This is a genomic window from Streptomyces atratus, assembly GCF_014648655.1.
GTDB lineage: Bacteria > Actinomycetota > Actinomycetes > Streptomycetales > Streptomycetaceae > Streptomyces > Streptomyces atratus.
The window spans coordinates 1-19,142 of sequence record NZ_BMRN01000040.1; the positions used below are offsets into that span (position 1 = coordinate 1).

The following is a 19,142-nucleotide window of genomic DNA, read 5'->3' on the forward strand; positions in this document are numbered from 1 at the left end:
AGAAAAGGGGGCAGTGAGCGGGACACACCCGACCTCGTGGACCTCACACCGGCCGAGATTCGACGTCTGCTGGCAGTTGGACCCCACCGCCGTGCTCCGGACCGCGACCACGCGATGACGTGGTCCCACTGGCGTCGCCGCCACCAAGCACGCGCCCGCCACTGCCACTACAAGCAGCGCGGCCACACGTTCGTGGGACGACCCGGCAAAGACCGCCCCACCCCCATTCCAGCCCACTACACTCCCCACACCCAAGCCGCTGACCAGCACGAATGAAGAAGTCCGGCTGGAGTACTAAGAGGTCGCATGGCATTCTGTTGCGCAAATACTGGTTCTCGGTGAGTGACGCGGTGCAGGAGGAGCGGTTCCGACGCCGGCTGCAGGATCCCACCCGCCGGTGGAAACTCTCCCCGGTGGACCTGGAATCGATCACCCGCTGGGAGACCTATTCACGGGCGAAGGACGAGATGTTCGTCCATACCGACATCTCGGAGGCTCCCTGATATGTCGTCGAGAGCGACGACAAGCGCCGGGCCCGGCTGAACATGATCGCGCATCTCCTGTCGAGCGTGCCGTACGAGGCAGTCGCTCCGCCGGTGATCGAACTGCCTCCGCGGCCTCCGCCACCAGGTACCAACGACCGCCGAGAGACCTTCAGACGTACGTCCCCGACCACACGTCGCAACTCAGGAAGTGAGGCGAGGGGTCTCGCACGATCGGGCCGCCAGAGGTACGACAGCCACCGGACAGTCGGCGTGGTGGAGCAGGGTATGGGCAACTCGGCCGAGTTGGAGTCCGAGGTGGCTGCGGCGGCGATGCGCTCCGACAACGATCAGGTCTGCAGCGGCCGAACGCTGGACCAGCACTTTTGCGGCCGTTCCCTCGACCGCCGCCGAGTGCAGCCGGACCGTCGGGTGATCGCGTACGGACTCGGCCACCGCCTCGTCGATCAGGGTCGCCGCACGTTCCTTGTGGTACAGGTGCTCACTGGCAGTACGCCGGGGGTCGGCTCGGTTGTGCGAGGGACAGCGCCAGGCATGCACGGCATCCAGGTTGCAGCCCCTTGCCCCGGCCTCGTGGAAGGCGAACCGGACCGCCGCCCCTCCCCTGTCCGGTTCCCCGATACACACGAGGATCCGCCCGTGCGCGCCTTCGATTCCGGCCCTGTCACCGCGCACGACGATGACGGGACAAGGGGCCCGGGCAGCCACGGCCAGGCTGACCGAGCCGAGCAGAAGTCCGGTGAGCCCGCCACGGCCTCGCTCCCCGATGATCAGTGCCTGGGCATTGCGTCCCTCATACAAAAGGGCGATCACCGCGTCCTCGGGCGTCACCTCGACCGAGACGTCGACGTCCGGATGACGGCGGCGGGCACGCTCAGCGGCAATTTCGACGATGCTGTCGGCGAGCGCCTGCTCCGCAGGGCGGCCCCGGCTGAGCGTCGGCGCGGCGCCCTCGTACCGCTCCCACCTGGACGCGTACACCAGCCGCAGCGGCAGCCCATGAAGAGCCGCCTCATCGACAGCCCAGTCGACTGCCCGCAGGCTGGTCTCCGATCCGTCCACACCCGAGACCAGGGGCAGCTTCATCATCCCCACCGCCCTTTCATTCGCCTACTGGGGGGAGAAGCACCTGTCCTCACAGTTGCACTGGAGCGGGCCATTCGTGAGGACCGGTTCGGCCCGGATACGGAACGTTCGGCCCCCCTCCGTGGTCCGGCCGGTCCGCACGCACGACGTGCTCTTCGGCAGCGGCAGAAGAGACTCGGCGGTGCTGGTTGCCGCCCCGCGTCCGGCTGGCCCACAAGACGCAGGAGGCCGATAGTGGAGGGAGGAGTGCGGGGTGGTGCGGCGCGAGCGCGCGGCGGCCGGGCGGAAGTCCCGGAAGGGATGACGCGACGGGGAGGAAGGTGCCGTCGATGTCGAATGCAACGAGCACCGACCTCTACGAGGTCACGATGGCTCAGTCGTATCTGAACGAGGGCATGACACGTTCGGCGACGTTCAGTCTGTTCGTGCGCATTCTGCCGCCGGACCGAGGTTTCCTTGTCTGTGCCGGGCTGGATTCGGTCCTCGATTTCCTCTCCGCCTATCGTGTGGACGCAGATGACGTGGAAGTCTTCGCCTCCGTGCTGGGACGACGGCCCGAGGATCTGGCACCGCTGCTCGGCCTGGAATTCAGAGGCGAGGTCCGGGCAGTACCCGAAGGGCGCGTCGTGCTGGCCGGAGAACCCCTGCTGGAAATCACTGCACCCCTCCCGCAGGCCCAGCTCGTTGAAACCTACGTACTCAACCAGCTCAACCATCAGACCTCCGTCGCCTCCAAATGTGCCCGGTGTGTCCTGGCCGCGGACGGACACCCGGTCGTGGACTTCTCCCTGCGCCGCACTCATGGCATCGAAGCCGGACACCAGGCCGCCCGGCTGGGTGCAATGGTCGGCTTCGCCGGAACCAGCAATGTGGCGGCAGCTCACTCCGAGGGCCTGACAGCTGTCGGCACGATGGCCCACTCGTACATCGAAGCGTTCGGTACCGAGGAGGACGCGTTCCGGGCCTTCGCCCGGTCTCATCCGGGCCCGGTGACATTTCTCGTGGACACCTACGACACCGTGCGAGGCGTGGCGACAGCAGCGCGTGTACTGCGCGATCTGGGACTCGGCCCGGGGTGCGCCATCCGGCTGGACAGCGGTGACCTCGGAGCCCTGGCCGTGCAGGCACGGACCATCCTCGATGCTGCCGGCCTCCGGAAGACACGGATTGTGGCGAGCGGTGGTCTCGACGAGTTCGCCGTTGACAGCCTGGTCCGCTCCGAAGCGCCCATCGATACGTACGCGGTCGGCACCCGGATCGGCGTCTGTGCAGATGCCCCCTACCTGGATTCCGCATACAAGTTGGTCGAGTACGACAGCCGGCCCGTGATGAAACTGTCCTCGGCCAAGGTGACGGCGCCCGGACGCAAGCAGGTGTTCCGAAGGCCGGGATACGCGGATCTGATAGCCCTCGTCGACGAGCGGCCGCCGCCGGATGGCGTCCCTCTGCTGGAGTCGGTCATGCGGGAGGGACGACGCGTTTCAGAACGTGCAGAGCTGGACACAGCCCGGCAAAGGTTCATGACCGACCTCGCCGCACTGCCGCCCGGGGCCCGCACCATAAGGGCGCCCACCGTGCCAAAAGCGGAACTCTCACGACGCCTCAGCTCACTCACCGCAGATGTCCGCCGATACATCGAGAAGAATCTACTGGGTGGCGCTCACGAAGCCGTCTGATCCGAACTCGCGATCGGGCGCAAGGAGCGAATCGGCCGACAGAGCCGTCAAGTGCTCCGAGATCGCAGAGCTTGCCCGCCCAGGGCCGGACGGGACCGCGGCAGGGGCCGGTGGACCCATTTCCGTGAACCGGCCGTCCGGCGATGCTGAAATCGGAGGCTACAGAGGAGGCCACCGATGAGCGTTTCTCCGACTCGCATCACCGCAGCCCTGCCTGCCCAGTACCGTGCCCGCCTGATGGGGATCGGGCAGGAGGTCAATTTCGCGGAGGGAGTCCGCCTCTTCCAAGAAGGGGACCACGCAGACCGCTTCTGGATCCTGCGCTCGGGCACCGTCACGCTGGACATCCGCGTACCGGGCAGTTCCCCGGCAGCGATCGAGAGCCTCGGCTCCGGCGAACTGGTGGGCTGGGCCTGGTTGTTCGAGCCCTACGTCTGGCACCTCGGAGCAGAGGCGATGACGCCTGTCCGTACCCATGAGTTCGACGCGGCGACCGTACGGATGATGATGGACGCGGATCCCGCCTTCGGTTCGGCCATCGGCCATTGGGTCGGGCAGGTTCTCGCCCACCGGTTGCAGGCCACTCGGATCCGTCTGCTTGATCTCTACGCCCCTCATGGCAGCGGCGGGTTTGTGTGAGCACGCCGCCCGCCCGGGCCACCCAACAACTTACGGAGCACCCCATGGCTGCATCCCGGTACACCGTCAGCGACGTCATGACCCACACGGCCGTGGCCATCGGCCGCGAGGCCTCGTACAAGGAGATCGTCGAGCTGATGCACCAGTGGAAAGTCAGCGCCGTGCCGGTCCTCGAAGGCGAGGGCCGCGTCGTCGGGGTCGTCTCCGAGGCGGACCTGCTGCCGAAGGAGGAGTTCCGGCAGGACGCCCCGACACTGCCCGGCCAACTGAAGGAGGCGTCCAAAGCCGACGCGGTGCTGGCCGAGGAGCTGATGTCGAGTCCGGCCGTCACCGTCCACCCCGATGCCACTCTCGCCGAGGCCGCCCGCATCATGGCGCGCAAGCGAGTGAAACGACTGCCCGTCGTGAACGATCTCGGCATGCTGGAGGGCGTCGTGAGCCGCAGCGACCTGTTGAAGGTGTTTCTGCGCCCGGACGAGGAGATCGACGAGGAGATCCGGTCCGCTGTTGTCGCCGAACTCTCTCCCCCGGACCGGGTGGAATTCTCTGTGCTGGATGGTGTCGTCACCCTGCAAAGCCCCCTTCAGGACCGTGCCCTGGTGCCACTGCTGGCTCGGGCCATTCGCGCGGTCGAAGGCGTCGTGGACGTGCGCATGGAACTTGGCTGAAGTTCCCTCCAGGCAGTGCGTCCCACAGCAGCCGGCCCGGCTCCGCCGTGCGGGCACTCGACCTCTGCGCTGCGGGGGCAGTGTCGTGACTGCGCTGCTGCTGAAACCCGGTCGGGCCGTACCAGTCTCTTTGATCAAGCCGGCTGTCGCCACCGTCGTAAGCCATGCGTCGCCACGAAGTGGAGAGCCGGGCAAGCTGAAACGCTGCGCCTGCACGAAGATCTCGGCCCGCGACGTTCCGAGTGGCTCGTCTTCGTCGTGTCGGAAACACTGGAACGGTTTCTGGGACTGCATCCGCCGGGGGGCCGTATCCAGGAGGACGTCAGATGGCCACAAGGCGACAATTCATCAAGGCCGGCCTCGTCGGCGGAACCTGCCTCTTCATCCCCACCGCGTCTACCTCCGCACGGGTCTGGCCGGGGATCCCCAACCGCGTCCTGGACCCGACGCTCATCGACAAGTACGTCACCGAGCTCGCCGTCCCGCCGGTCATGCCCTGGGCCGAGAGGGACGAGGCAGGACGCGTGGACCACTACACGATCGGTGTTCGGCAGTTGCGGCAGCAGATCCTGCCAGCCGGTATGCCGGCCACGACGGTGTGGGGATACGGGTCGATCCGGCATCCGGGAAGCTTCGCCTACCCGTCATGCACCGTCGAAGCGACCTACGGCCGGGCCATTCGGGTCACGTGGGTGAACCAGTTGCTCGAACGCCACGGCAATCATCTGCCGCACCTGCTGCCGGTAGACCCCACACTGCACTGGGCCAACCCCGAAGGCGGCATTTCACGGCGTGACGCACGGCCAGCCTTCACCTCGACACCCGGCCCCTATACCGGGCCCGTGCCGATCGTGACCCACCTGCACGGGGGGCACAACACGCAGGAGAGCGACGGCTACCCCGAGGCGTGGTATCTGCCGCATGCTTCCGACATCCCCGACGGATACGCACGGGTGGGTTCCTTCTATGAACGGTTCAAGACGATATTCGAGAATCAGTTCGATGCAGTCTGGGAGCCCGGAACCGCCGTATTCCAGTACGCCAACCAGGAGCGTGCCGCCACCTCCTGGTTCCATGACCATGCCCTGGGGGTCACTCGGCTGAACGTCTACGCGGGGCTGGCGGGTTTCTACCTCCTGCGCGGCGGACCCTCTGACCTCCCGGACGGTGTGCTTCCGGGGCCGGCGCCGAAACTCGGTGACCCCCCGGGAAAGCACTACTACGAGATCCCGGTCGTCATCCAGGACCGGTCGTTCTCCACCGACGGCAGCCTGTTCTACCCGGCGAGCCGCGCATCTTTCGACCACTTCACCGGGCCCTACATACCCGGCAGCGACATCTCCCCCATCTGGAACCCGGAGTTCTTCGGCAACACGATGGTGACCAACGGCCGTACCTGGCCTGCTCTCTCCGTCGAGCCGCGCCGATACCGCCTGAGGTTCCTCAACGGCTGCAACGCACGCTTCCTGATCCTGAAGATCGTCACAGACCCGATGGCCCCTCGTCCCGCAGACCCGGTGCTGCCCTTCTGGCAGATCGGTTCGGAGGGAGGCTTCCTGCCCGCACCCGTGCAGCGCGACCAACTGCTCACCGCCCCCGCCGAACGCGCCGACGTCGTCGTCGACTTCACCTCGATCCCGGTCGGAACTGATCTGTACCTCATCAACGAGGGCCCCGACGAGCCGTTCAGGGGCGGGAGAGCAGGCACAGACTTCCGGCCGGCGGCCCCCGGGACCACCGGACAGGTCATGAAATTCACGGTGGCACGACCGCTCACTACGTCTGACAGAACCGTGCCCCCTGCTCACCTCACCCTTCCGCCGTTCGAACCTCTGGGTCCAGCGAGCCACACGCGGCAGGTCTCCCTGCAGGAGCAGAACTCCGCGGTCCTGCGGGGCGTGGGTCCCCGCATGGTGATGCTCGGCACCGTGGACCGGCACGGAAACCCGACCCCCATGGGATGGGGCGACCCCATCACGGAGAACCCGGCACTCGGGGCGACCGAGATCTGGGAAATACACAACTCCACCAAAGATGCCCACCCGATCCACATCCACGAGGTTCAGTTCCAGGTCGTCGACCGGCAGAGCACCGGGCACAGCGCAAGACCTCCAGAGCCCGGGGAGAGCGGTTTCAAGGACACGGTGATCGCCTATCCGCACGCCATCACCCGGGTCAAGGCCACCTTCGACCGGGCGGGACAGTACGTGTGGCACTGCCACATGCTGGAACACGAGGACAACGAGATGATGCGGCCATACCGTGTCGGCCCTCGCTGATCACCAAGGCACCTCGCTCCACGCTGCCATCGCTATGTGACGGTGACCGATTCAGTCAGCCGGTGTGGCGGCCGGCACCGGCCGCCACCTTGTTCCGGTCGCTGGTGACCCGGCCCGGCTGGCGATCGTGCGGCAGCTCACGGTCGGCGAAGCGAGGATGGCGGAGGTTCGAGCACCTGGCCTGTCTGTGCGAGCGCGGGCTGGTTGACGCCCGCTGGTGGGCCAGACGTCGGTGTCCGCTCTCGCCCGGCCCGCGCTATTGACTGCGGCGGAGGCCAGGCCAGCGGCAACCGAGCGCACGGGGTGTCTCCTCAGGCGGTTCTTGACGGACTCGCACCGTTTCGTGGCTTCGTCTTCGCGGCCTTCTTTTGCCGGAATGCGTTTCGTGTGATCCGAGCGGCCAGGTAGCCGCTCATGAGGGCAGCCGTCGCAAGAGCGGCCCCGGACCAACCGAGCGGCTCGGTCTCCAGGACCGACCGCAGCGGCGGAACGTACAACGCCGCCACCGCCAGCAGGGCGGACGCGAGCACAGCCAGGGGGAGGAAGATGTTCTGCCGGGTCAACAGGAGCGTCCGCAGGCCCAGGACAACGCCGAGCTGCGCGCCGAGCAGCGACAGGAACAAGACGCTCTGCCACGGAAGGTCCCAGGCGCGTGCGACAACACCTGCGGCGAGACAGACCGCGGTGACGACCGCGGCCAGCACGAGGAGACGCTGCCAGGCTCCGGCGCCGAGGATGTGCTGGCCGGACGGCCTCGGTGGCCTGCGCATGGCGTCCGGGGCCGCCGGCTCGGCGCCCATGGCCACACCCGTCAGACCGTGGGTCAGCAGATTGATCCACAGGATCTGACCGGCCCTGAGCGGCAGTGGAAGCCCGAGAAAGGGGCCGGCCAGCATGACGAGGATCTCTGCGGTACCGCCGGCCAGGCCGTAGACCAGGAAGCGCCGGATGTTGTCGTAGACGCGCCGGCCTTCTTCCACGGCCGCGACCACGGTCGACAGGTTGTCGTCGGTCAGGACGAGGTCGGCCGCCTGTCGTGCGACCTCCGTTCCCCGCTTGCCCATCGCCACGCCGATGTCGGCTCGGCGCAGAGCCGGGCCGTCATTGACTCCGTCGCCAGTCATCGCCGTGACCGCCCCTCGGGCGCGCCAAGCATCGACGATGTCCAGTTTCTGCTGTGGGTCCGTTCGGGCGAACACCCGCGCCATGGTGAGGTCGGCAATGCGCCCCGATACCAGATCGGGGCCGCTGATCACTTTCTCGTCATCGCTCTCCGAGCCAACGAGTCCCACCCGCGCGGCCACGGCACGGGCGGTAGCCGGGTGGTCGCCCGTGATGAGGACTGGCGTGATCCCCGCTGCGCGGCAGGCAGCGAGTGTGGTGGCCGCCGCGGATTTCGGGGGATCGCTGATGGCGACGAGGCCCAGCAGTCGCAGGCCCGTCTCAACCGTGGCCACGCTGCTCGGTTCGTTCCGACATTCGGTGGACGCGACTGCGAGGACCCTGAAGCCACGGGAAGCAAGGATCGCCGCCTGCTGTCGCGCGCCCATCAGTACGTCCTTTCGGTCGGCGAGCACTGTCGCGTCGAGCACCACTTCCGGCGCCCCTTTCAAGCACACCAGCAGATCGCCCGAAGCCATTCGGTGCACCGTGGTCATGCGCTTGCGCAGGCTGTCGAACGGCGCTTCCCACATCCTGGGGTACAGCCTCCTGGTCCCCGCCTGATCCGCACAGCCCACTTTGGCCGCGGCTGCCAGGAGCGCGGCTTCCATGGGGTCGCCGATCGCAGTCCACCGGTCCTCATCGGCGGCGCAGCCCTGAGGTGGCCGCAGAGTGGCGTCGTTGCACAACGACGCCACGGTCAGCAACTCCCTGACAGGGCCGAGCTCGGCGGGTGTCGGCTGCCTGCCGTCGACCTGGACGTCGCCCTGTGGTTCGTATCCCACTCCGAAGATGTCCGCTGCGACCGACGGGGTCCATACGTGCTGGACGACCATGCGACCTTCAGTGAGGGTGCCCGTCTTGTCTGTGGCCAGAACAGTCACGGAGCCGAGCGTCTCCACGGCGGGGAGCCTGCGTACGAGTGCGTGCCGGGCCGCCATGCGACGGGCACCCAGTGCCAACGCGAGGGTCACGACGGCCGGCAAGGACTCCGGGACCGCCGCGACGGCCAGGCTGATCGCCGTCACGGCCATGGTCCCGGCCGGCAAGCCGCGTGCGAGTCCGAGAGCAAAGACCACCAGGCACAGTCCCAGGGTGGTGGCGGCCAGGATGCGGCCCAGGGAGGCCAGACGGTGCTGCAGTGGTGTCGGCTCGCGCGTGCCGTCAAGCAGTGCGGCGATACGGCCGAGCGTGCTGGCGGCGCCGGTGGCCGTGACCGTCGCGACGCCCCGTCCGCGCAGCACGACAGTCCCTGCGCCCAGCAGCGACCTGGCGTCGTTGTGCACGGGAACCGATTCCCCGGTGAGCATGGACTCGTCGATGAGAAGAGCGGATGCTTCGATGAGCCCGGCGTCGGCAGCAACGATGTCGCCCTCGCCGAGCAGCAATACGTCGCCGGGCACCACAACAGCTGCGGCAACCTCCCGCGCGGTGCCGTCACGCAGCACGCGGGCGCTCGGTGCCGACAAGGCCGACAAGGCCGCCACGGCGTGGTCGGCACGGATCTCCTGCGCGACTCCCACCGTTGTGTTGAAGACGATCACCAGACCGATGACCGCCGCATCCGGGTGGTCACCGATCACGATCGTCAGCACTGCCGCACCCAGCAGCACCATGATCAGAGGATCGCGAAGCTGCGCAAGAACGCGGCTGTGCAAAGGCGCGCTGCGCGCCTCCGCCACCTCGTTGCGGCCGTGCTCGGCCAGACGCCGCTCGGCCTCCGGCCCAGCCAACCCGCAGAGCTCCTGTCCGGGCTCCCTCTCCCCTGCCGGGGTGGTCGTCACCGCGGAGTTCACACAAGGGGAACTGTGATGACCGGGCAGTGTGCCCGGTGCAGCAGTCCGTGGACGACGGAGCCGAGCCGCATGCCCGTGTAGCCGCCCCGGCCACGGCGGCCCAGGACGACGGCCAGAGCGTGTTCGGACGCCCCGGCCAGCTCCTCCACCGGATGTCCGGTCGGCACCTCGTGCGTCAGGTGCACGTCCGGGTACTTCGCCGACCATCCCGCCGTGGTCTCGCAGAGCATGCGCCGCTGAGCCTGCACGGCAACCTCCTCGTCCTGGAACATGACTACGGGTGGCTGCCAGACCGAGACGGCACGGAGCGCGGCTCCGCGGAGGTCGGCCTCCTCGAACGCCAGCGTCAGCGCCGCCTTCGAGGACTCGCTGCCGTCGATTCCCACGACCAGATAGGTGGGTTCCTGAGTGATGTGCTCCGCGTCGCCCACGACCACCACGGGACAGCGCGCCTGGGCCGTGACGGGGACGACGAGGGAGCCCGCGCTGAAGTACTCCGCCGTACGGCTCAGATGCCGGGACCCGAGAACGACCATCCGTGCCCGCGCGGACAGCCCGCCCATCACGGCAGCCGGGAATCCGTCGAGCAGATCGGTGGTCGGCTGCAGTTGCGGATGGCGCGCGCGGGCCCAGTCGGCGCCTTCCCGAAGAGCCTCCACCCCTGTTTGGCGCATGGCCTTTCTGCCTGGGCTGTCATCGCCGTGATGCCGGTCGTGCGATGGGGGTACGGCCACGACGAGCCGGAGTTCCAGCCCTCGACGATGCGCCTCGTCCGCCGCCCAGGCCAATGCCAGGTGCCAGTTCCTGGCCGGGTCGATACCGATGACGAGTTCACGGCGTTCGCCGGTGCCCATCACGACTCACTCCCACGCCCGGAACCGTGCCGCGGAATGAGCAGCACGGGGCAGTGCGCGTGGTGCAGCAGGCTGTGCGTCGCCCGCCCGAGGGTGGGGCCGATGAAACCGGGCGATCGCCGTCCGCCCATCACCAGCAGATCCGCGTGGCGCGATGCCTCCACCAGGACCCCGGCGACGGTCAGGCTCTTCTCAGCGTCCGCCTGCACGTTCAGGTCCGGGAATTCGGCGCGGATCCGGTCCGTTACGGCCATCAGGTGGTGGACGTGTTCTCCGGCGATCGCTTCGACATCGTCGAGCATGGTCACGGCGACTCCGGCGGATTCGAGAATGTTCCACACGTGCAGCAGCCGCAGCGACCCCTTACGGATCTCGGCTTCGCGCGCCGCGTACCGGGCGCATTCGGCGTCGTGGTCGTCACGGACCGCGGCGAGCACCACTCCGGTCTCGGCGCCGTTGTCGGTGCCCCTGACCACGACGACGGGCGTCGTGGCGCCTGCGGCGACCTTCAGGCCGACGGATCCGAGCATGAGGTTCTTGAACCCGCCGAGACCGCGGTTGCCCACCACGACAATGCCGCGCAGCCCGGCCGTCCGGTGCAGGCTGGGGACGGGTGCGCTGCGGCTGAACTCCGTCGTGACGTGCAGACCGGAATACCGTTCTTCGACGGCAGCGGCGGTTTCCCGCAGCAGTTCGCTGCCCGCGCCGCGGACGCGCTCGATGCTCTCCGCCGAGAGATGGAGGACCCGGCCGTCCGTGCCTGCCGCGTAGACGATGCGCAACGGACTGTCACGACGCGCGGCCTCGGCCGCTGCCCACAGCGCTGCCCGGCGGGCCGGGTCGGAGCCGTCGACGCCGACGATGACGGATCCCGGTTCCGGGCTGCCGACGGTGCCGTTCATGGTTCCTCCTCACCGAGGGCCACTGACGAGTCAACTCTCACACTGGCACCACGAGCCCTTGCGAGGAGAGGGCCGCTCAGGACCTCCCAAGGGGCCAGTGGACCCTGTGTCGGGAGAATCCTGCCGTGCACGGGTGCCCGGACGCCCGATCTGGGTCCGACCGGGCCATGGGGGTGGCCCGGCAGGAGATGGTGTTCACGCTACTGGGCCGTTGCCCGGAGCTCTACGCGACGGTGCTGGGCGCGCTGCGCAGCGCCCGCGTGCTGTGCCCGCTGTTCTCCGCGTTCGGCCCCGAGCCCGTGCGCCAGCGACTGGAACTGGGCGACGCCGGGTTCTTGTCACCACGGAGGAGCTGTACCGGCGCAAGGTGGAGGAGAACAGGCACCGCCTGCCGCGCTTGGAGCACGTACTGCTCGTCGGCGCACCGTGCACACGAACCCCGCTCACCAGCGCCAGGGCCGCCGCTCATGCCCACGTCGGCCGCGGTCCCGGTTCGCCCATCAATGAGGTCCAGGACCGATACCCTCACCGTGGGGGGGGAACGACCCCGCGTTCGGCGATCTCTGCGCTGATGACACGCGCCAACCGCGACATTCCCCACTACTACCTGTCCACGACGATCGATCTCGCGGCCGCCACGACGTGGATGCTCAATCGCAATGCGAACAGACCCGTGAGGGAACGGCTCGTGCCTGCGGCTTTGCTGCTGAAGTCCGTCGCACTGGCCGCTCGGCAGGTGCCCGAGCTGAACGGCTACTGGAAGGACGGTGCCTTCGTCCCGGCCGGTGGTATCCGGCTCGGCATCGCCGTGTCCCTGCGAGGTGGCGGACTGGCGGCACCGGCGCTGGTGAACGCCGACGCCCTGCCCCTGCCGGAGTTGATGGAGGCCCTCAAGGACCTGGTCTCACGGGCCCGCGTCGGGCGCCTGCGTGCCTCGGAGACCGCCGACCCCACGCTTACGGTGACGAACCTCGGCGACCAGGGCGTGGAGACTGTGTTCGGGGTGATCTACCCACCGCAGGTCGCGCTCGTCGGACTGGGGTGTGTCGTCGAGCGTCCTGTGGCCGTGGACGGGATGCTCACTGTGCACCCGACCGTGACAGCCACGCTCTCCGCCGATCACCGCGCAAGTGACGGTGCGACCGGCGCGCGCTTCCTGACGGCGCTCAACCGACTGCTCCAACGACCGGAGGACTGTGAACCGCGACGAGGCTTTCGAGTTGATCAAGCAGGTCCTGACAGACGTGGTGCCCGGCGCCGATCTCGCCGCGCTCTCACCCGACGAGAACTTCCGGAACGGTCTGGAGATGGATTCGCTGGACTTCCTCAATTTCGTCGAGGCACTGAGCGGGCGTACGACTCTCCCCCTTCCGGAGACGGACTATCCCTTGCTGAACACCTTGAACGGCTGCGCGGACTACGTTGCCTCACGCACGTCCACGGCGTAGACGGGACCGGTCGGCCCCACAAGGGGCCGCATGGCACCTCCTCGGTCCCCGCCCGGCAGGCCCAGGCTGAGAGCAGAGCGCAGACCTGCGGCGCAGGAGGTTCCCGCCATGAAGCGTCTTGTGACAGTCGGCGTCGACGGCTCCCCCGAGAGCCGGGCGGCCGCCGTTTGGGGCGCTCGGGAGGCGTCCTTGCGGGAGGTGCCGCTGAAGCTCGTCCACGTCATCGACTGGCCCGGCGGCCCCGCCGTTCCGCGGCTGGGCCGCGAGACGGCCGACCGATGGGCTGATGAGGCGCTCGCCGAGGCCCTGGAGGACGTACGCCGGCAGTACCCGCATCTGGAGAAAACCACCCGGCATCTCTCCGGCAGGCCGGCCGCAGCGCTGGCCGTCGAAGCGGCTGACGCCGGCCTGCTCGTCCTCGGTTCCCGCGGCCTGGGCAGTCTGGTGGCGTACCTCGTCGGCTCGGTGGGCATGGCGACCCTCGTAGCCACCGAAACGCCGGTGGTCCTCGTACGGGTGGCGGATGAGCCGGGGGACGCCGAGCCAACCCGGTACGACGAGATGATCGTGGGTGTCGACATCCACGAGGCACCCGACAATGTTCTCGCCTTCGCCTTCGAAGAGGCCATACGTCGCGATTGCGCCTTGCGGGTGATTCACGGCTGGAAGGTTCCTCCCGCCTACCGGGGGCTGCCCTTCATCGACTCCGACGGCGAACGGGAAGTCGATCGGAGTGTCGCACGGATGCTGGACGAGCTGCTGCTGCCCTGGCGCCATAGATTCCCCTCGGTGAGCGTCACCCAGAAGGCCTTCAAGGGATCCGCGAGCCGCCGACTCGTCCAGGCCGCGGCGGGTGCGGACCTCGTCGTCGGAGGCCGGCACCTGCGCCGCTCTCCTCTGGGTGCACACCTCGGGCCGGTGACTCATGCCGTCCTGCATCACGCCTCCGCCCCCATGGCCGTCAGCGCCCACGCCTGACGGCCCTGAACGAAAGGGAAATCGGACCATGATGCATCGCACTGTCTCCGAAGTCATGACCCGGGCCGTGGCCACGGCCAGCCCCGAAGCGTCGCTCAAGTCGGTCGCCTGGAGCCTCGACTACAACAATGTCTCGGCCCTGCCCGTCGTGGACACACGCCACCACCCCATCGGCATCATTTCCGAAGCCGATCTGCTCCGCAGGCAAACCGGACTGCCGGACACGGAAGGCCGTGACCAGTTGCGCAAGGCGGCATCCGTGGACCGCCACACCATGGACGCCCGCACGGCCGGCGATCTGATGTCCACCCCCGTACTGACAGCCCGGCCGGAGTGGGGCATCGTCGAGACCGCTCGCTTCCTGCACGAACAGGGCGTCAAACGCCTTCCGGTCATCGATGAAACCGGAACGCTTGTGGGCATCGTCAGCCGCTCCGACTTGCTGCGCCCCATGCTCCGCCACGACGATGCCATACGCGATGAAATCATCGACGAGGTACTGGGCCGGACTCTCCGGATGACGCCCGGGGGCGTGACAGTGGCCGTGCAGGAAGGAATTGTCACGCTGAGTGGCGGGGTCGAGGAGCACTCATCCATTTCGATTATCGAACACCTATGCCTATCCGTCGACGGTGTCGTCAGCGTCGACCAGTCCCTCGAATACGCCGTGGACGACCTGGCTCCCGGCCTCGATCCAGCGCGCGACACGGGCGACCGCTGAGCACTCACGCCATGGGACGGGAAGGACCGTCCGGTCCCGGACAGGGCCCGGACGGTCCTACCGCCGGCGCAGAACCATGTCGACGCTCGGACATACACGGACCCTTGTTCTTGGAGGAACCATGAAACATCTGCGCACCGTCGACGACGTGATGACGCACGCCGTCATTTCGGTCAACCGCAGAGCGCCCTTCAAGGAAATCGTCGAGACCATGCGGCGCTGGCGGATCAGCGCTCTGCCCGTACTGTCTGACGAGGGACGGGTCGTGGGCATGGTCTCCGAAGCGGACCTTCTGCTCAAGGCGCAAGGTGCGGATGAGGCCCGCGCCGTCTCCGCCGGTCAGCTGATGACCGTGCCCGCCGTGACGGTGGCCCCGGACGCAAGCATCGCGGGTGCCGCCCGGCTGATGGCCCGCGGCCATCTCAAGCGGCTGCCGGTCGTTGACGACGACGGCCGCCTGGTCGGCTTGGTCAGCCGAGGTGATCTGCTGAAGATCTACCTCCGCCCGGACAAGGACATCGCCGAGGAACTACGCGAGTTGATCACGGCTCGGCTCATCCCGGCCGGTTCGGCGACCGTGCACGTCCACGTGTCCGACGGCATCGCCCACCTGCACGGCTCCATCCCCGACCCATCGCTCAACGATGTGCTGATCCGTATCGCGCGCACGGTGCCGGGAGTCGTGGACGTGACGGCCCGGCTCGACGCCGAAGTCCCCGCCTGAAGGAGACGGACAATGAGGCATCGCAGCGTCGCCGACCTGATGACGCCCACGGCCGTCAGCGTCCAACGCGGCACCACGCTCAAGGAGATCGCCCGGCTCCTCGACGAATTCGGCGTCACCGCCGTGCCCGTCGTGAACGAGAAGGGATGTGCCGTGGGCGTAGTCTCCGAAGCCGACCTGCTCCGCAGGCGCAACGCCAGGAGCGGCGCGAACACCGCCGTCGGTCTCATGAGCCACCCGGCCATCACTGCGGCACCCGAGTGGAGCGTCGTCCGCGCCGCCCGCGTCATGGAGAAGCACAAGGTCAAGCGACTCCCAGTCGTCGACAACGATGGCCGACTGATCGCAGTCCTGAGCCGCAGCGACCTCCTGCAACTCTTCCTGCGCAGGGACCATGCAATCCAGGAGGAGATCCTCGAAGAGGTCCTGACCCACACGCTCCGGCTCAGCCCGTCGTCTCTGACCGTCGAAGTTGCCGACGGTCTCGTGACCCTCAGCGGCACCGTGGGACGGCACAGCCTGTGCCGACGACGGCGGGGACGCCGAGTTCGCGGCTGACGATGGCAGCGTGCGAGGTCCGGCCTCCATGGTCGGTGACGATCGCGGAGGCCCGCTTCATGACCGGTTCCCAGTCGGGGTCGGTGATGCCGGTGACGAGGACCCCGCCGGCCGGGAAGCGGTCGAGATCACCAGGCGAGTCGAGGACGATGGCCGGGCCGGAACCGATGGCCTCGCCGACCGCTGTGCCCTCGATCAGGCTCTGCCCCGAGCGGCGGTCAGGCGGCAGCGACGCAACGTCGTCGTACGGCGGCGGGACTGCACGGTTTCGGGGCGGGCCTGGACAACCGCCAGCTCTCCGGTCAGGCCGTCCTTGGCCCATTCCAGGTCCATGGGGTATCCGTAGTGCTCCTCGACGGTCATCGCCCATTCGGCCAACAGCCGGACCTCCGTGTCCATCAGGACACGTTGCGAGCGTTCCTCGCCGGTCGTGTCGACGGTCCGGGTGAGTCCGTGCTCTCCATAGACCGCCTTCTTCCGCTTCGCTCCGATCCGTACGTCGATCACGGGATCCAGTGCCGGGTCCTTCAGGCTCGGCTTGAAAACCGTGTGCTCGTCGGGGTCGACCTGGCCACTGACGACGGTCTCGCCCAGGCCCCACGCCGCGCTGACCACGATGACCTCGGGGAAACCGCTCTCAGGGTCGAGAGTGAAGATCACTCCGGCGCCGGCGAGGTCCGATCGGACCATGACCTGGATGCCTACGGAGAGAGCTACCGCGAGGTGGTCGAAGCCCATCCGCTCCCGGTAGTCGATCGCGCGGTCGGTGAACAGCGAGGCAAAACAGCGGTGACAGGACTGCAACAGCTGGGCAGGCCCGCGCACATTCAGGTATGTCTCCTGCTGGCCGGCGAAACTCGCCTGGGGCAGGTCCTCCGCAGTGGCACTGCTTCGCACGGCTACCTCGGGATCCTCTCTCCCCTGGTCGCTCGCGAGCTGCTCGTACGCGGAGACGAGCTCGGTCCGCAGCCCGGCCGGTAGCGGCTCGGCCATGATCAACGACCGGATCGCCGCCCCCACCTCGTCCAGCACGGCCCCGTCGTGCAAGCGCACAATCTGCTCCTCGATCCGCACACGCAGCCCGTGGCTGTCGAGCAACTCCCTGTACGCGTCCGCCGTCGTCGCGAAACCAGGAGGCACCCGCACGCCTGCGGCTGCCAGATGTGCGGTCATCTCTCCCAGAGAGGCATTCTTGCCACCGACCCGGCCGACATCCTGCCGGCCGAGCTCTGCGAACGGTACGACGCGTCGAGTGGTTGCCATGATGTCCTCCGCCTTGTGTGCGGTGGCCGCGGGCTTCAGTAGGGCATCGGCCGACCGGAGGGGGTACGCAGATCCGGCTGCGCGGGCTTGTGCGGCCGCCTCGGCGGTATCCGGATCCGAATGCGCTGCATCGTTGTCACCTCTTCGGGAGGCGGGGCCGGAGAAAGCGTCCGGCTTCCACGATCGTTCCCCGGGGGGTCATCGCCGCAGCACCGAGGGGGTCGGGAGCACGGGGCCGAGTGGGCCGTACCGGGGAGGGACCGATCGGCCCATGGCCGGGGCCGACCCGGCAGGGTGATCACCAAAGTGCGAAGTCATCGCAAGGCGGCGTCCGCTATGCGCCCCGGTACAGGCGCTCAAGATCAACCAGCATGACCTCGCCACGCGCATGCGCCGCATGCAACTCGGGGCTGAACCCCGAAGCACCGTAGAGAGCCAGGTGGACGCGGCTGACATCCTCACGGGAGCCGAGTCCGTCCAGGATGCGCCGCAGGCGTTGCAGATGGTGGATGTCAATGCCGGTATGCCATCGTGCGAGTCCCACCGACAGAAGGGGGCCGCTCATGTGTCCGTCCCGTCGGCGGACCACGACCTCGGCATCGAGTCCGGCCGTAGCCGACGGGTCGCTGAGGGAGCCGTACGACGCCGTGACATGTTCGGCACCGACGGTGGCCGGGTCGGCGAAACAGGCCGCCCACTCCCTGCAAACCTGGGCGAACCGGGGTTCGGCGACGAGAGAGTTGAAATCCGTTCGCGCGTCTTCCCACACCGTCTCGGCCTCGCTCTGCTCAAGCGCGGCCCTGCGCGGCCGCGCCACGGCGTACTCGAACGCGAGGAGCGAGTCCGCGATGCTATGACGCGTGATCCCCGGCTGCAGTCCGTCCGCCTGCGATTGGAGCACACCGTGGTCACGGAGGAGGACAAGTGCGCGCAAGGCACCAGTGAGTTGCTGTCCCAGGAAGGTGGCTATTTCGCCGTGGGTCGTGCAGCCTTTGGCCAGGGCGGCGAGCACGGAGTGACAAGCCCCGTGACTCCAGGGCCCGATCTCCTCGTCAAGGAGGTGGCGAGCCTCGTGGAACAGCGGCGTGCACGGATTCAGGACGGTACGGCAGACCCAGGCATCGAAGTCGTCACGATCGACGGGAACGTCGTCGCCCACGTAGTCGTACCGGTAGGCGGGCGTCCCGCCTACGACCGTGTAGACGAGGAAGGCGAGCCTCGGGTCGTCGATGCCCCACAGCTGCGCCGCCCTGCGGAAGTTCAGGGGCTGGATGTCGAGCTTCAGAGCGGCGAGGGCGTGCAACGGCGAAGACTGTGCGAACAGCCGGGTCATGACCGGTGCCGTCTCACCACCGAGCAGCAATCGCGCACGGCTCTCCAGGGGCGCTCGGTCGAGGTGCCGGAGGGCACCGTGGATGACGGACGGCAAGGCTGGGCTCGCCGCAACGAGGTCAGGGAACGAGTCGATGATGACGGGCAGTGGCCTGGCGTCACCCAGCGCCAGCAAGGCATCGATTCCTTCCTTCCAATCACGCCAGTGGCTGGGCTGTGCGACCTGCCGGTATCGCGCATACTCCTCGCCCACCCTGCGCAAGGACTCGGCTTCGGTGGCTTCCTGTCCGCAGAAATAGAACCCTCCCGTGGCTCGTGCCACCGACTCCAGCAGCAGCGTCTTGCCCTGGCGGGGCCGCCCCATGACGACGCCCAAGCCCGTTCCCGGACGCGGATCGGTCGAGAATGACACCAAGGCTGCCCATTCGTCCTCCCTGTCGAAGAGGCGATCGGGCTTGGCCGAGCGTTCAGGGTCCACGATCGAGGTTCGTTGCTGTCCGTGTACGGCATTCACGCCATGCACCTCCGGAACCAGCTGGCGGCTACTCCATTCT

The 19,142-nt window shown here is 67.9% G+C and carries 16 protein-coding genes and 2 pseudogenes; 11 read left to right on the plus strand and 7 right to left on the minus strand.

The genetic code is table 11. From position 1 onward, the window contains the following. Nucleotides 1–308 precede the first annotated feature (308 nt). A pseudogene (locus tag IEZ15_RS35225) lies at nucleotides 309–697 on the plus strand (polyphosphate kinase 2 family protein); the annotation flags it as partial. On the opposite strand, the gene IEZ15_RS35230 reads toward IEZ15_RS35225, so the two are convergent. Beyond that, a complete protein-coding gene (locus tag IEZ15_RS35230; protein ID WP_189281015.1) occupies nucleotides 687–1,589 on the minus strand; it encodes a universal stress protein in 903 nt (300 codons plus the stop codon). The pseudogene IEZ15_RS35225 and the gene IEZ15_RS35230 overlap by 11 nt on opposite strands. Nucleotides 1,590–1,918: 329 nt before the next feature. Here IEZ15_RS35230 and IEZ15_RS35235 point away from each other — a divergent pair, with 329 nt between their 5' ends. The 4 genes from IEZ15_RS35235 (at nucleotide 1,919) to IEZ15_RS35250 (ending at nucleotide 6,851) form a co-directional block, all read left to right on the plus strand. Next, nucleotides 1,919–3,265 (plus strand): nicotinate phosphoribosyltransferase, encoded by a 1,347-nt coding sequence (locus IEZ15_RS35235; protein ID WP_189280977.1) that lies wholly within the window; start codon nucleotides 1,919–1,921, stop codon nucleotides 3,263–3,265. A 177-nt stretch (nucleotides 3,266–3,442) separates the two neighbouring features. Beyond that, the gene (locus IEZ15_RS35240) at nucleotides 3,443–3,904 is read left to right on the plus strand and encodes a cyclic nucleotide-binding domain-containing protein (protein ID WP_189280978.1); all 462 of its coding nucleotides are present in this window, start codon (nucleotides 3,443–3,445) and stop codon (nucleotides 3,902–3,904) included. Between the two features lie 44 nt (nucleotides 3,905–3,948). Next, entirely contained in the window at nucleotides 3,949–4,572 is a 624-nt protein-coding gene (locus IEZ15_RS35245) for a CBS domain-containing protein (protein WP_189280979.1), read from the plus strand. 326 nt (nucleotides 4,573–4,898) lie between these two features. After that, complete coding sequence (locus tag IEZ15_RS35250; RefSeq protein WP_189280980.1) at nucleotides 4,899–6,851, plus strand: multicopper oxidase family protein; 1,953 nt, start codon at nucleotides 4,899–4,901, stop codon at nucleotides 6,849–6,851. Between the two features lie 311 nt (nucleotides 6,852–7,162). Here IEZ15_RS35250 and IEZ15_RS35255 read toward each other — a convergent pair whose 3' ends face one another. Genes IEZ15_RS35255 through IEZ15_RS35265 form a run of 3 tightly spaced genes read right to left on the minus strand, consistent with a single transcriptional unit; the run spans nucleotide 7,163 to nucleotide 11,564 of the window. Beyond that, complete coding sequence (locus tag IEZ15_RS35255; RefSeq protein ID WP_229846321.1) at nucleotides 7,163–9,745, minus strand: cation-translocating P-type ATPase; 2,583 nt, start codon at nucleotides 9,743–9,745, stop codon at nucleotides 7,163–7,165. A gap of 59 nt (nucleotides 9,746–9,804) precedes the next feature. Further along, nucleotides 9,805–10,662 (minus strand): universal stress protein, encoded by an 858-nt coding sequence (locus tag IEZ15_RS35260; RefSeq protein WP_189280982.1) that lies wholly within the window; start codon nucleotides 10,660–10,662, stop codon nucleotides 9,805–9,807. Beyond that, complete coding sequence (locus IEZ15_RS35265; protein WP_189280983.1) at nucleotides 10,662–11,564, minus strand: universal stress protein; 903 nt, start codon at nucleotides 11,562–11,564, stop codon at nucleotides 10,662–10,664. The genes IEZ15_RS35260 and IEZ15_RS35265 overlap by 1 nt, the downstream gene beginning before the upstream one ends. Between IEZ15_RS35265 and IEZ15_RS35270 the strand changes: the two are divergent. The 6 genes and pseudogenes from IEZ15_RS35270 to IEZ15_RS35295 form a co-directional block, all read left to right on the plus strand. Further along, nucleotides 11,563–12,747: pseudogene (locus tag IEZ15_RS35270) on the plus strand (2-oxo acid dehydrogenase subunit E2); the annotation flags it as partial. The gene IEZ15_RS35265 and the pseudogene IEZ15_RS35270 sit on opposite strands and share 2 nt — an antisense overlap. A gap of 13 nt (nucleotides 12,748–12,760) precedes the next feature. Next, nucleotides 12,761–13,012, plus strand: coding sequence for an acyl carrier protein (locus IEZ15_RS35275; protein ID WP_189280984.1), 252 nt, complete (start codon nucleotides 12,761–12,763; stop codon nucleotides 13,010–13,012). A 108-nt stretch (nucleotides 13,013–13,120) separates the two neighbouring features. Next, on the plus strand, nucleotides 13,121–13,990 hold the full coding sequence (locus tag IEZ15_RS35280; RefSeq protein ID WP_189280985.1) for a universal stress protein: 870 nt from the start codon (nucleotides 13,121–13,123) through the stop codon (nucleotides 13,988–13,990). Between the two features lie 55 nt (nucleotides 13,991–14,045). After that, a complete protein-coding gene (locus IEZ15_RS35285; RefSeq protein ID WP_308427470.1) occupies nucleotides 14,046–14,711 on the plus strand; it encodes a CBS domain-containing protein in 666 nt (221 codons plus the stop codon). 121 nt (nucleotides 14,712–14,832) lie between these two features. Then, entirely contained in the window at nucleotides 14,833–15,435 is a 603-nt protein-coding gene (locus IEZ15_RS35290) for a CBS domain-containing protein (RefSeq protein ID WP_189280987.1), read from the plus strand. A gap of 12 nt (nucleotides 15,436–15,447) precedes the next feature. Further along, nucleotides 15,448–15,993: a CBS domain-containing protein gene (locus tag IEZ15_RS35295; protein ID WP_189280988.1), complete on the plus strand. Its 546-nt coding sequence runs from the start codon at nucleotides 15,448–15,450 to the stop codon at nucleotides 15,991–15,993. Here the strand turns inward: IEZ15_RS35295 and IEZ15_RS46860 are convergent. From IEZ15_RS46860 to IEZ15_RS35305, 3 genes are all read right to left on the minus strand, one after another. Next, nucleotides 15,929–16,222 (minus strand): PEP-utilizing enzyme, encoded by a 294-nt coding sequence (locus IEZ15_RS46860; protein WP_308427474.1) that lies wholly within the window; start codon nucleotides 16,220–16,222, stop codon nucleotides 15,929–15,931. The genes IEZ15_RS35295 and IEZ15_RS46860 overlap by 65 nt on opposite strands. Continuing rightward, nucleotides 16,189–17,256 carry a PEP/pyruvate-binding domain-containing protein gene (locus IEZ15_RS35300; RefSeq protein ID WP_229846322.1) on the minus strand — a complete coding sequence of 356 codons (1,068 nt, stop codon included), beginning with the start codon at nucleotides 17,254–17,256 and terminating at the stop codon, nucleotides 16,189–16,191. Before IEZ15_RS35300 ends, IEZ15_RS46860 begins: the two co-directional genes overlap by 34 nt. Before the next feature lie 334 nt (nucleotides 17,257–17,590). Beyond that, nucleotides 17,591–19,102 (minus strand): AAA family ATPase, encoded by a 1,512-nt coding sequence (locus IEZ15_RS35305; RefSeq protein WP_229846323.1) that lies wholly within the window; start codon nucleotides 19,100–19,102, stop codon nucleotides 17,591–17,593. Nucleotides 19,103–19,142 lie beyond the last annotated feature (40 nt).

What these genes read in the sequence shown, in the direction of transcription:
- IEZ15_RS35230 (WP_189281015.1), bottom strand. Translation starts at nt 1,589, where the DNA reads ATGAAGCTGCCCCTGGTCTCGGGTGTGGACGGATCGGAGACCAGCCTG.
- IEZ15_RS35235 (WP_189280977.1), top strand. Translation starts at nt 1,919, where the DNA reads ATGTCGAATGCAACGAGCACCGACCTCTACGAGGTCACGATGGCTCAG.
- IEZ15_RS35240 (WP_189280978.1), top strand. Translation starts at nt 3,443, where the DNA reads ATGAGCGTTTCTCCGACTCGCATCACCGCAGCCCTGCCTGCCCAGTAC.
- IEZ15_RS35245 (WP_189280979.1), top strand. Translation starts at nt 3,949, where the DNA reads ATGGCTGCATCCCGGTACACCGTCAGCGACGTCATGACCCACACGGCC.
- IEZ15_RS35250 (WP_189280980.1), top strand. Translation starts at nt 4,899, where the DNA reads ATGGCCACAAGGCGACAATTCATCAAGGCCGGCCTCGTCGGCGGAACC.
- IEZ15_RS35260 (WP_189280982.1), bottom strand. Translation starts at nt 10,662, where the DNA reads ATGGGCACCGGCGAACGCCGTGAACTCGTCATCGGTATCGACCCGGCC.
- IEZ15_RS35265 (WP_189280983.1), bottom strand. Translation starts at nt 11,564, where the DNA reads ATGAACGGCACCGTCGGCAGCCCGGAACCGGGATCCGTCATCGTCGGC.
- IEZ15_RS35280 (WP_189280985.1), top strand. Translation starts at nt 13,121, where the DNA reads ATGAAGCGTCTTGTGACAGTCGGCGTCGACGGCTCCCCCGAGAGCCGG.
- IEZ15_RS35285 (WP_308427470.1), top strand. Translation starts at nt 14,046, where the DNA reads ATGACCCGGGCCGTGGCCACGGCCAGCCCCGAAGCGTCGCTCAAGTCG.
- IEZ15_RS35290 (WP_189280987.1), top strand. Translation starts at nt 14,833, where the DNA reads ATGAAACATCTGCGCACCGTCGACGACGTGATGACGCACGCCGTCATT.
- IEZ15_RS35295 (WP_189280988.1), top strand. Translation starts at nt 15,448, where the DNA reads ATGAGGCATCGCAGCGTCGCCGACCTGATGACGCCCACGGCCGTCAGC.
- IEZ15_RS35300 (WP_229846322.1), bottom strand. Translation starts at nt 17,256, where the DNA reads ATGGCAACCACTCGACGCGTCGTACCGTTCGCAGAGCTCGGCCGGCAG.